The 12,613-nt window shown below is 51.0% G+C and carries 10 protein-coding genes; 7 read left to right on the top strand and 3 right to left on the bottom strand.

Going from position 1 to position 12,613, the window contains the following annotated elements; translation table 11 throughout:
- Positions 1-117: 117 nt before the first annotated feature.
- Positions 118-1,065, top strand: coding sequence for a VirK/YbjX family protein (locus AC6I4B_RS15155; protein WP_497766243.1), 948 nt, complete (start codon positions 118-120; stop codon positions 1,063-1,065).
- 185 nt (positions 1,066-1,250) lie between these two features.
- Positions 1,251-2,207, top strand: coding sequence for a VirK/YbjX family protein (locus AC6I4B_RS15160; protein ID WP_497766244.1), 957 nt, complete (start codon positions 1,251-1,253; stop codon positions 2,205-2,207).
- Here the strand turns inward: AC6I4B_RS15160 and AC6I4B_RS15165 are convergent.
- On the bottom strand, positions 2,204-3,862 hold the full coding sequence (locus AC6I4B_RS15165) for an ATP-dependent endonuclease (protein ID WP_497766246.1): 1,659 nt from the start codon (positions 3,860-3,862) through the stop codon (positions 2,204-2,206). The two genes, AC6I4B_RS15160 and AC6I4B_RS15165, sit on opposite strands and share 4 nt — an antisense overlap.
- Positions 3,863-4,311: 449 nt before the next feature.
- On the opposite strand from AC6I4B_RS15165, the gene aqpZ reads away from it, so the two are divergent.
- The 4 genes from aqpZ (at position 4,312) to hcr (ending at position 8,848) form a co-directional block, all read left to right on the top strand.
- Complete coding sequence (aqpZ, locus tag AC6I4B_RS15170; RefSeq protein WP_497766247.1) at positions 4,312-5,004, top strand: aquaporin Z; 693 nt, start codon at positions 4,312-4,314, stop codon at positions 5,002-5,004.
- Between the two features lie 164 nt (positions 5,005-5,168).
- A complete protein-coding gene (locus AC6I4B_RS15175) occupies positions 5,169-6,068 on the top strand; it encodes a LysO family transporter (RefSeq protein ID WP_497766249.1) in 900 nt (299 codons plus the stop codon).
- Between the two features lie 147 nt (positions 6,069-6,215).
- Positions 6,216-7,868 carry a hydroxylamine reductase gene (hcp, locus tag AC6I4B_RS15180; RefSeq protein WP_497766250.1) on the top strand — a complete coding sequence of 551 codons (1,653 nt, stop codon included), beginning with the start codon at positions 6,216-6,218 and terminating at the stop codon, positions 7,866-7,868.
- 11 nt (positions 7,869-7,879) lie between these two features.
- Complete coding sequence (hcr, locus tag AC6I4B_RS15185; protein ID WP_497766252.1) at positions 7,880-8,848, top strand: NADH oxidoreductase; 969 nt, start codon at positions 7,880-7,882, stop codon at positions 8,846-8,848.
- 71 nt (positions 8,849-8,919) lie between these two features.
- On the opposite strand, the gene AC6I4B_RS15190 is transcribed toward hcr, so the two are convergent.
- Together AC6I4B_RS15190 and AC6I4B_RS15195 are read right to left on the bottom strand one after the other, a co-directional pair.
- The gene (locus AC6I4B_RS15190; protein ID WP_497766253.1) at positions 8,920-10,566 is read right to left on the bottom strand and encodes a hypothetical protein; all 1,647 of its coding nucleotides are present in this window, start codon (positions 10,564-10,566) and stop codon (positions 8,920-8,922) included.
- A 383-nt stretch (positions 10,567-10,949) separates the two neighbouring features.
- Positions 10,950-11,384: a DoxX family protein gene (locus AC6I4B_RS15195; RefSeq protein ID WP_497766255.1), complete on the bottom strand. Its 435-nt coding sequence runs from the start codon at positions 11,382-11,384 to the stop codon at positions 10,950-10,952.
- Positions 11,385-11,603: 219 nt separating this feature from the next.
- Between AC6I4B_RS15195 and ltaE the strand changes: the two genes are divergently transcribed.
- Positions 11,604-12,605: a low-specificity L-threonine aldolase gene (gene ltaE / locus AC6I4B_RS15200; RefSeq protein WP_497766257.1), complete on the top strand. Its 1,002-nt coding sequence runs from the start codon at positions 11,604-11,606 to the stop codon at positions 12,603-12,605.
- Positions 12,606-12,613 lie beyond the last annotated feature (8 nt).

Below are 12,613 nucleotides of genomic sequence, written 5' to 3' on the forward strand. Positions count from 1 at the left end.
ACGTCAATGAGAATTAAACGACCGTTCGATAGTGCAAAAAACCACACACCTATTGAGATTTTGTTTAAATTTCTAATTGTAAAATATGGAAAAGTTTTCCCTTCCAGGTCGTAAATCATGTCACAGCTCAGCGAAAATTCACTTGCGCCTTCTCGTTCATACACCGGTGCAGGCCTCTTTTTAAGCCTGTTTAGCGGTCAATGGCGTCCAGGTGAACATTGGCATAAACGCAGCTTTCGCCGGAAGTTTATGCTGCGATCGCTGTTAATGCCACGTTTAAGCCGTGAATGGATGCACGAACTGTCTCAATGGCCTAACCTGGACACGTTACTGAAACGCCAGCCTCGCCTGCCCGTTCGCCTACATCGTCCTTATTTGGCGGTGAATTTTAACCGTCATCAGGTACTGGATGCGCTGCGTTATCACTATACGCTGTTGTCTCAAGCCATGTCCCCTGAAGAGTTAAAAACCTACCTGAATAGCCAGTCTTTACCGCTGGCGAAAATAGAAGGTAAAAATGGTGAGCTATTTACCTTTGAGCTGACGATGCAGGTCAATCTGGATAAAGAAGGCGATAGCACCATTCTTATGCGTAATAGCGACGGCGACGTACTGGCAGAAATGACCTTTGCCCTGTTGGCCTATCAAAATAAACGTACGTTATTTATTGGCGGGCTTCAGGGCGGTAGACCAGACCTGCCACACGAAGCGATTCAGGGGGCGACGAAGGCCTGTCATGGGTTGTTCCCGAAACGCCTGGTGATGGAAGCCGTATGCCGTTTTGCCGAACGCCTACAGGTTGAGCAAATTCTTGCCGTCAGTAACGAAGTGCATATTTTCCGTGGCGAACGTTACCAGGATAAGAACAAAAAAATTCTCTCTGACTACGACTCCTTCTGGGAAGCCGTCGGCGGTGAATGCGATAAAAAAGGCTATTTCCACATTCCGGGGATTATCGCGCGCAAAGATGAAGCGGAAATCGCCAGTAAAAAACGAGCGGAATACCGCCGCCGCTACGCGTTGCTGGATGAAATTCAGACCCAGATGTCCAGCCTTTTTAGCTAGCATTCTGCCCTGATCTCCCATCGCCGCCGGGCGATGGGAGAATACTTACATTAAGTAACAATCATTAATATAAATAATCATTCAACAAGATTATATATTTTTCATTTATTTTAATTCGTTGAAAAACCGTTGAATCTCATCCTGTTGGAATAAGCACATCCCCCCACCAATGAGATTTACAGCTTATGTCTAGCGTCGCCGATCTTTCGCAATCCACCTCCCCGCAGCCCGAATCCAGTTGGCAGCTTTTCCGCTTACTGGCGAGCGGAGCCTTAACGCCGGGTCGCGCGTGGAATAATCCGGCGTATCGACGTAAGTTTGTCCTGCGTTCACTCACCACACCGCTGAAAACGCAGAAACTGTTGGCCCGTCTGGCAACACAGCCGCAATTGATGCAAATTTTGCACGTTCAGCCAGGCCTGCCATGCCGGTTACATCGGCCGTGGTTATCCATGCATATGAGCGCACAGCAGACAATTGATGCGCTGTGCTGGCATTATCAGCACCTGCTCGGCCAGCTTCCTGACAACATCGCGAAAGGCTACCTGTCGACCAGCGGCGCGCAGTTGGCGACGATTGCGGGCAAAGACGAGCAGTTGTACAGCATTCGTCTGCGCGCCGATGCCATGCTGGATAAAGAAGGTGAAGCGACGCTCACCTTTAATGATGAAAACAACACCGTGCTGGCAGAGTTAACCTTCACCCTTTGCCAATATAATGGTGTGAATACGTTCTTTATTGGTGGGCTGCAAGGGGCAAAAGCGAATGTTCCGCATCAGTTGATTCAGGGCGCCACCAAAGCCTGTCACGGCCTGTTCCCAAAACGTTTGGTGGTTGACGCGCTACTCACGCTGGGCACGTTGTTGTCGGTAGAGCACGTTCGCGCCGTCAGTAATGAAACGCACATTTATCGCAGTGTGCGCTATCGCCGCAAAAAACGTGACAAACTGCACGCAGACTACAACAGCTTCTGGGAGTCTCTGGGGGCTACGGTTGATGCCGAGAGCGACTACGTGCTGCCGCTGGCATTACCGCGTAAAACGATGGAAGAAATCGCCAGTAAGAAGCGCGCTGAGTATCGCCGCCGTTACACGCTGCTGGATGCGCTCCAGCAGCAGATTATTGACAACATCCAGCGTTAATCCGCTTTCCCGCGCGCCAGCCAGACGACGCGGGAAAACATCTTTTTCAGCAGCGGCGGCACGGCTTCAATTCCCCGCCGCCCAGCTTCCATCGCCACCTCAATCGCTAAATCCGGTTTTGAAGAACGGTGAATCGCTTTGGTTATCACGCGCCGCATGTTCATCGGGATATTTTCCGGCAGTTGCGCCACGCGGTGATACACATTAGAAAACCCCTGCTTATACATAAAGTGTTCCATGTCCAGCGCCGGTAGCGTGGTCAGATGATGATGCTCCAGCTCCTGGTTGTTATTCAGCAAGCCGCGCACGGTAGCCGCATATTTTTTCCCCGCTTCATCGCCATCGACCAAAACATGCCACTCAATGCCCATTCGGCGGGCAAATTTAATCAGCGGTTTTAAGCCTGACTGCGCAAATTCAATCACCTTTATCCCTTCAGCATCAAAATGGTGACCGCACTGGCGCGCCAGTTCGTTAATAACCCAGGTTTCAGTTTCGCCTTCCACCAGCAGCCAGCAGCGGGCAAACAGCGAAGACGCGCGATTAAAGCGAATATGGAAAGAGATACGGCGGCTGTCTTCGGCGTTCATCCCTTCCGGCCCTAAGCGCCAGGCCGAGACGCGAGATGACTCGCGCACCAATCGACAGACATTCTGCATCGGCGTTAGCGACAGCAACTCGCCGGAGTTCGTCGTCGCAATACGCTGCAAAGGCAGCAGATTCAACAGGCTCCAGGCAACGGAGAGCATTATCGGGTGCAGGCGCGTTTCCGGGTCTTCAACCAACAGCAGCGGGCGCGCGTCTTTATCCAGCCTGACCGTGCCTTTAGCTTGTAATAGCGTGGCGAACATCCCCAGCAAAATAACCCGATGGTTACGCGCCCCCGGCTTATCAATCACGCGGTTGATTAAATCCAGATACCGCCAGCTTCGCTGTTCATCGTGCGAGCGGCGGCGCATTAAACGTTGGATTGCCGGGCCAGAACCCTGCTCAGAAAAGTAGTGTTCCAGCAGTTGCCCCATTGCCGATAAGCCTTCACGAATTTGCCCATCGCTTAAATTCTGCGGGCTGGTGACTAATTCACGGGAAAGATAATCCAACTGGCGAGCGGTAATTTCGACATCAGGCACATTCGGCACCGTGCCATTGCGGATGCGGCGCATAAAGCGGGCATCGCGCAAACGCAGCACCGGCATCAGGCGGATAAGCTCACGCGCTTTGCTATCAATATCATCCAACTCAAGCGCCTGCCCATCGCGGTCGATAAAACTGCGCAGCGTCAGCACGCTACCGTCGGCGGCGAGTTCACCTTCCAGACGGTAAAAAATACGCTGATAACCGTCATCACACAGCGACCAACAATCTGATAAACCACGGTAGCGGCGTCCACGATAGCGCCCTGGTTCATGTTCGCGGAAGGTGAGGATAATATGCAGATGATGTTCACGCCCCTGGACATCGCCCGGCGGGAACCAGAAATCATTATGGACAAAATGGTACAGCCCATCATGCGGGGAAAGTAGCAGCGTTAACGCATCCAGCAGGCTCGATTTACCCCATGCGTTTTCGCCGATTAAGACGTTATTCTCCTCAAGCATTAACGATAAACGATTAATGCCGCGAAACCCTGCAATCTCGGTGCGTTCAAGAAGCATAACTCCTCCGTTACACGATACCTGCTGTCCTTTCATTATCGGCAGTATAGCGGGATGCGCATGGCTTGACACGCACTGCCCCCTACGCATAAGGACAATCTGCTGCTTTATTCACCAGCTAAAGTAATAAAGTGCGCTAGCAACCCTCCTTTGCGATTATTCCGAAAAGAATGCACTACACTCTAATTCATCACGCAAATTGTTTAAGGAATAACACCGCATTGTTTTGTATCAAATTTCGCGTATTTATTTAACTGGTTAAAGGATGACGTTCGTTTTTAAAATAGCGCCAATTATGCTGGCTTTTGAATATACCCCCAATAATTCGCGTTGCTTGTAGGCGGCAACTGAGCGAATCCCCTGGCAACGTGAAGTATGACGGGTATAAACAGGCGTAAATTGTGTCGTCATCCCTTGTGACGATAATATTTTTTGATACCGAGGTGGTTATGTTTAGAAAATTGGCTGCAGAGTGTTTCGGCACCTTCTGGCTAGTATTTGGTGGTTGCGGTAGCGCCGTTCTGGCTGCGGCATTCCCGGAACTAGGGATTGGTTTTGCAGGCGTTGCCCTGGCGTTTGGTTTAACTGTTCTCACTATGGCTTATGCTGTAGGTCATATTTCTGGCGGTCACTTTAACCCGGCGGTTACTCTGGGTCTGTGGGCCGGTGGTCGTTTCCCGGCGAAAGAAGTGATTGGCTACATTATTGCTCAGGTTGTTGGCGGGATCATCGCTGCCGCCATTCTGTATGTTATTGCTAGCGGTAAAGCAGGCTTTGACGCAGCAGCCAGCGGTTTTGCTTCTAACGGCTTCGGCGAACACTCTCCAGGCGGCTTCTCCATGCTGTCTGCTATCGTTATCGAAATCGTCCTGACCTGTGGCTTCCTGCTGGTTATTCACGGTGCTACGGATAAAAACGCACCGGCAGGTTTCGCACCGATTGCTATCGGCCTGGCACTGACCCTGATTCACCTGGTCAGCATTCCGGTTACTAACACCTCCGTTAACCCTGCACGTAGCACCGCAGTCGCTATCTTCCAGGGCGGTTGGGCACTGGATCAGCTGTGGCTGTTCTGGGTTATGCCAATCATCGGCGGTATCCTGGGTGGCGTTATCTATCGCACCCTGCTGGAAAAAAAGTAATGCGGTAACCCGGTCAATGCGCCCTGGCGCTAACGCCGGGAACACACCGACAGTCACTCCAGACCCGGGCTTTCCGGGTCTTTCTTTTTTCATGGCTTTACTCAGTATGCGGTTTTCTGTAGTGTCTGTGCGCGATGTAAATACTGCAAGGAACTGTGTCAGTCATGTTATCGGGATTGCTAATCATTCTGGTGCCGTTAATTATCGGCTATCTGATCCCTCTTACTCACCGAGGTGCGTTACAGCTCATTAATCGTCTGCTGAGCTGGATTGTTTATCTTATTCTCTTTTTTATGGGAATCAGCCTCGCATTTCTGGATAATTTAACCTCTAACCTGTTAGCTATTTTTCACTATTCTGCTATCAGTATTGTGGTTATTTTTATCTGCAATATGCTGGCACTCCTGTGGATTGAAAAAGTTCGTCCGTGGGGGCATCCGCATCATCAGGAGAAATTACCTTCCCGATTAGCGATGGCGCTGGAATCACTCAAGCTATGTTTTGTGGTGATTGGCGGGTTTGTCGTCGGTCTGAGCGGTTTGTCTTTTTTACAACATGCGACTGACGCCAGCGAATATACGCTTATTTTCCTGCTGTTCCTCGTGGGTATTCAGCTACGTAATAGTGGCATGACGCTGCGCCAAATTATTCTTAACCGCCGGGGAATGCTTATTGCCCTAGTGGTTGCTGCCAGTTCAATGGTCGCGGGCGTCATTAACGCTGTCATTCTCGACTTGCCGATTAAAACCGGGCTGGCGATGGCCTCTGGCTTCGGCTGGTATTCGCTGTCCGGTATTTTATTGACGGATGCATTTGGGCCTGTAATTGGTAGCGCCACCTTCTTTAACGATCTGGTACGCGAGCTGCTCGCGATTATGCTGATCCCCGGTCTGGTTCGCCGCAGCCGTTCTACGGCGCTTGGCCTGTGCGGCGCAACGTCAATGGACTTTACCCTGCCAGTGTTACAGCGCTCCGGCGGCGTAGAAATGGTGCCACCGGCCATTGTTCACGGCTTTATTCTGAGCCTGCTCGTTCCGATATTAATGGCCTTCTTCACCGCTTGATACTCCTAAGGCGGTAGCGTCTGCTGCCGCCAAAATTGCGCTAAATCAACCTCCCGCCAAGTTCCACTAAAAATGCCTTTTCAAGCGTATAGCACGGGCTTAACCTTAAACATGTATATTAAATATAACTTTAAAAAAGGTGTGACCATGTTTTGTGTGCAATGTGAACAAACCATCCGTACTCCGGCAGGAAACGGCTGCTCTTACGCGCAGGGTATGTGCGGGAAAACGGCTGAAACGTCGGATCTACAAGACTTGCTGATTGCTTCCCTGCAAGGTCTGTCCGCATGGGCGGTCAAAGCGCGTGAATACGGCATTATCGACCACGAGATTGATAATTTTGCCCCGCGCGCGTTCTTCTCTACTCTGACCAACGTTAACTTTGACTCCCCACGCATCGTCGGTTACGCGCGTGAAGCCATTGCTCTGCGTGAAGCGCTGAAAGCACAATGCCTGGCAGTAGACGCCAACGCCACCGTAGACAACCCAATGGCTGAGCTGCAATTGGTGAGCGATGACCTCGGTGCGTTGCAACAGCAAGCCGCAGAATTTACCCCAAACAAAGACAAAGCAACCATTGGCGAGAACATTCTCGGCCTGCGTCTGCTGTGCCTGTACGGCCTGAAAGGCGCGGCAGCTTACATGGAGCACGCACACGTTCTGGGTCAGTACGACAACGACATCTATGCTCAGTACCACAAAATCATGGCATGGCTGGGGACCTGGCCTTCCGATATGAACGCTCTGCTGGAGTGCTCAATGGAAATCGGCCAGATGAACTTCAAAGTGATGAGCATTCTGGATGCCGGTGAAACCACCAAATACGGTCACCCAACGCCCACTCAGGTCAACGTAAAAGCGACTGAAGGCAAGTGCATTCTGATCTCCGGTCACGACCTGAAAGACCTCTACAACCTGCTGGAACAAACCGAAGGCACTGGCGTTAACGTCTATACCCACGGTGAAATGCTGCCTGCGCACGGCTACCCGGAGCTGCGTAAATTCAAACACCTGGTGGGTAACTACGGTAGCGGCTGGCAGAATCAGCAGGTGGAGTTCGCACGCTTCCCTGGCCCCATCGTAATGACCTCTAACTGCATCATTGACCCAACCGTTGGCGCCTACGACGACCGTATCTGGACCCGTAGCATCGTCGGCTGGCCAGGCGTGAGCCACCTCGAAGGCGACAACTTCGGCCCGGTTATCGCTCAGGCGCAGCAAATGGCAGGTTTCCCGTACAGCGAAATTCCACACCTGATCACCGTCGGTTTCGGTCGTCAGACCCTGCTGGGTGCGGCGGATACCTTAATTGACCTTGTAAGCCGTGAAAAACTGCGTCACATCTTCCTGGTCGGCGGCTGCGACGGCGCACGTGGCGAACGTAACTACTTCACCGACTTCGCCACCAGCGTACCGGACGACTGCCTGATCCTGACCCTGGCGTGCGGGAAATACCGTTTCAACAAACTGGAATTCGGCGATATCGAAGGCTTGCCGCGCCTGGTCGATGCTGGTCAGTGTAACGACGCTTACTCTGCCATCATCCTGGCGGTGACTCTGGCCGAGAAACTGGGCTGTGGCGTGAACGACCTGCCGCTGTCTCTGGTACTGTCCTGGTTCGAACAGAAAGCGATCGTTATTCTGCTGACCTTGCTGTCTCTCGGTGTGAAAAACATCGTCACCGGCCCAACTGCACCGGGCTTCTTCACGCCGGATCTGCTGGCCGTTCTCAACGAAAAATTCGGTCTGCGTTCCGTGACCACCGTTGAAGAAGACATGAAGCAACTGCTGAGCGCGTAAGGAGTTTAACCATGACGATGCCAACCCCTCAGTGCCCGTGGCGGATGCAGGTTCATCACATCCATCAGGAAACGCCGGATGTGTGGACGATTTCGTTGTTATGCCACGACTATTATCCGTACCGCGCCGGCCAGTATGCACTGGTCAGCGTACGGAATTCGGCGGATACGCTGCGTGCCTACACCATCTCCTCGACACCGGGCGTTAGCGAATACATCACGCTGACCATTCGCCGTATCGATGATGGCGCTGGCTCTCAGTGGCTGACCCGCGATGTGAAGCGCGGCGACTACATTTGGCTGTCTGATGCAATGGGTGAGTTTACCTGTGACGATAAAGCAGAAGACAAATTCCTGATGCTGGCGGCGGGTTGTGGCGTAACGCCGATTATGTCGATGCGTCGCTGGTTGGCAAAATATCGCCCACAGGCGGATGTACAGGTTATTTTTAACGTGCGCTCGCCTGAGGATGTGATTTTTGCCGAGGAGTGGCGTCAGTATCCGGTGACGCTGGTTGCAGAAAACAATGCCACCGAGGGCTTTGTTTCTGGCCGACTGACCACCGACCTGCTGAAAAGCGTGCCAGATTTAGCCTCGCGCACCGTAATGACCTGCGGGCCAGCTCCGTACATGGATATGGTTGAGCAGGAAGTCAAAGCGCTGGGCGTAACCCGCTTCTTCAAAGAGAAGTTCTTTACTCCGGTTGCCGATGCCGCAAGCAGTGGCCTGAAGTTCACCAAACTACAGCCAGCACAAGAGTTCTACGCACCGGTAGGCACTACGCTACTGGACGCGCTGGAAAGCAATAAAGTGCCGGTGGTTGCTGCCTGCCGCGCGGGCGTTTGCGGTTGCTGCAAAACCAAAGTGGTTGATGGTCACTACACCGTCACCAGCACCATGACGCTGACCGACGCTGAAATTGCCGAAGGCTATGTGCTGGCCTGCTCTTGCCACCCGCAGAGTGATTTAGTGCTGGCATAATCAGTCGCGTAAAAGTAAAAACGCCGCTCGGGGTCAACCAGAGCGGCGTTTTTTTAGTCATTAAAGAGTCATCACCCTTCCGCCAGCGGCGAAGGCGGTGTCACTGCCGGTGTTTTCTTCAGGCAAAGCATAATCTTCTGTTTATTCTGATCGAACGTATAGATAGCTATCAGAGGGATAGCCATCACAATCATCCCCGATAATACCGAAGAGATCTGGCTATTAAATTTATTCAGCAATGGCACTCCACTTATTGCCGTCGTGATAACACGCTGCACATATACACCCGCAATTGCTGAAGCCGTTCCAAACATAATAACTTTCAGGCTATCCAGTTTCCCGTCGTCATTGCTGCACAACACGCGAACGCTGCGCACCACACTCAGCGTACTTTCTCTGATGATGGTATACACGAAGGAAGGCATCTTCACGAACAGAGAAATGATTATCTGAGGCAGAACGCTTAGCGCACCGGAAACGCCAGACTCAATCCCCAGCTCACGTGCTCTTGCCCAAATTTGTCGTTCTTCAAATCGCTGATTTAAACGGGAATGGATTCGTTCTTTTTTCTCCTGAAGGTCTTTCACCAACCCATCTTTAGTCATCAGTTTGAAGTTTTTAATTTCATCCATGAATACATCTAAGGTTTCAACGACAATCAGGCCAACCACCTGCTGTAACGCCATACCCGCTCCACTTTTTACGATCGTAGAGGCAACTTCCAGGCCTGCATAAAGCCTGGCTTCACGCACCGCCTTTTTACTATTGTCATAAGCATCTTCAAGGTCGCGCTTATCAAGCACCCGCTTCTCGCCCGTACTTCTAATAGTGATCACCACTTTATTATCATCGGGCTGATCAGCATCTTTGAATTTATCAATCCATTCCCAGAGATCGTGATCGCTTTTCTGGCAGTTTGTTTTTTTATCTGCATAAACCAAATTGCGGCTGTCATTCATGACATCGCCGAGTTCTTTATTGGTTAAGCCAACACTGAGTAACACATCGCTGAAAAGCGCTTTACGTGACGTCACGTGTTCAACGTCAATATTCCCTTTTTGTTTAATCAGCGGATCATCACGGTTATAGCCATTATCAACAATCATGCCGTCATCTTTGATGGCGTTTTTCATTTCGGCATAGTTTTGATGTTTTGATCCAATAAGACTATCGTTTTCACTGTTTTTACGAAACTCTTGCCAGTTAACGCTGAGTTTGTCGTATTTAAGAGCGCTTTGATCATCAAGGTTATTAAGGATTGGCCCTAACATAAAGACAGAAACAGCACGACGAAGGGCTTCATCCCGACATTGATCAAATATCTGGTCAACCGTCGATACTGGCGTAGGCAAGCGGGAACGAATTTCATCGACGACTTCCATCGTTGTTTTATCAACTTCGAGGGTTTTCCTGAAATAGTCAGTCGTCTTCGAGACACCGCGTGAAACCAGCTCGTTCGCCTTTTCTTTGCTGCTTTCTAAGTCAAAATTTTGCACCGCATCAACGGTATCTCCCGCCATTTTTTTGGCGGCATGGGTCGCTTTATCCCCAGCGTCTTTAGCCTTAGCACCCCAATCTTTACCAGTGTCTATGGCGGCATTACCCAGATTACCGGCCGAGTCTTTCAGTGAACCGGCCGTTTCTAGCGCTTTGTTTTTGGCACTTTCTACTTTGTCTTTTAAATTTCCTATTGAGAGCTTGTTCCCTAAAAACGCCATATTTACTCCACTGATATAACGATGTTGTATTTTATAAAATCGTAACATAATTAAGATGAATGTAGATGTTCACCTTGTTTAATTTGAGTTAGGGCGCAAATAAATTTTATCGGCATCATTACGCCACCGAATGGGCGCAGATAATACAGACATATGAGTCAACAGCTTTTTGTAATGCATTCAGATGATATCTAATAACATCAAAAAATTATTTCAGCGGTATTCCTGCCGAAATACGATAAATGCTGGCAAAATTTTATTTATGGCAGAGAGATCATCTCTATAAAGGAAGATATTGAGCGAGGTTACACCCATCATTATTCAATGACCTCACCCAACATAAAGTCGAGTGAGGTTTTCCCATGCCGAGTGGCATGTCCGATTTACCGCCAGGCGGAATTGCCGCCTAATGCGTATTTTCCCGCGCCGAGGAAGGCGATGGCTAAACCGGCAACAAAGAAATACACCAGGCTTTCAATCGCCCATGCGCCAGTTTTATCCAGCATGGAGGTTTCATCCAGCCCAACCATCAGCCAGGCAACGATCATCGTAAAGGCTAGCACCAGCGCCGCCGGGCGAGTCAAAATGCCCAAAATCAGCAGGATGGGCGCTACCACTTCACCAATCAACACACCGTAAGCGATGAATCCCGGTAGCCCTTTCGCCACCAACATACCGCTAATACCGTCTACGCCATCAAAAAGTTTATGCAGCCCGTGAAATAACATCAGCCCGCCAACCACAAGGCGCAATAACAGCTTGCCGAAATCCTCATGCGACAGCGTGCGGTTCACTCCATTTAATAATGATGTAACCATTTGAATTTAATCCTTGTTTTAGCCTTATTTGTTTACACTACGACGCCTGATGGCGAAAATAAACCCACCTAAAATAAGGGGAATGAGAAGGATAACGATTCTTTTTATAAAAACGTGTACGCAATGTCACAGTTAGGCAAATCTCTGATCAAACTAGCGTAAACACATCGGCTCAGGTAAAACTGGAGTCATTATTCCGCGTCCCTATAAGGAAATGCCGTGATTGATTTACGCAGTGATACCGTAACCCGCCCTACACAAGCCATGCTTGATGCCATGATCTCCGCCCCGGTTGGCGATGACGTCTATGGCGACGACCCAACCGTTAACGCGCTCCAGCAGTATGCCGCCGAACTGGCGGGCAAAGAGGCCGCGATATTTTTACCTACTGGAACACAGGCCAACCTGGTGGCGTTACTCAGCCACTGCGAGCGCGGCGAAGAGTATATTGTGGGCCAGGGCGCTCATAACTATCTGTATGAAGCCGGTGGCGCAGCGGTGCTGGGCAGTATTCAACCGCAGCCGATGGATGCCGCGCCGGATGGCACATTGCCGCTCGATAAAGTGGCAGCCAAAATCAAAGCTGACGATATCCACTTCGCGCGAACCAAACTGCTGAGCATTGAAAATACCCACAACGGCAAAGTGCTACCGCGTGAATACCTGAAAGAAGCGTGGGACTTTACCCGCCAACGAGGCCTGGCGCTGCATGTCGATGGCGCGCGTATTTTCAACGCCCTGGTCAGCTACGGCTGCGAGCTGAAAGAGATTACGCAATACTGCGACTCGTTCACTATCTGCCTGTCAAAAGGGCTGGGCACACCGGTAGGCTCTCTGCTCGTGGGCAATCACGACTACATCAAGCGCGCTATCCGCTGGCGCAAAATGACCGGCGGCGGTATGCGCCAGGCCGGGATCCTCGCGGCGGCGGGGATGTATGCGCTCAAAAACAACGTCGCTCGCCTGCAAGACGATCACGACAACGCCGCCTGGCTTGCCGAACAACTGCGCGAAATCGGCGCGGATGTGATGCGCCATGACACCAACATGCTGTTTGTTCGCGTCGGAGAAGCCAACGCCAGCGCGCTGGGCGCATTTATGCTCGACCGTGGCGTGCTGATTAACGCCTCTCCTATCGTGCGCCTGGTGACGCATCTGGACGTTAACCGCCAGCAGTTGACTGAAGTCGTCAGTCACTGGAAGGCCTTTTTAGCCCGCTAAGGAGAATG

This window comes from Kluyvera fluvialis, assembly GCF_059725275.1.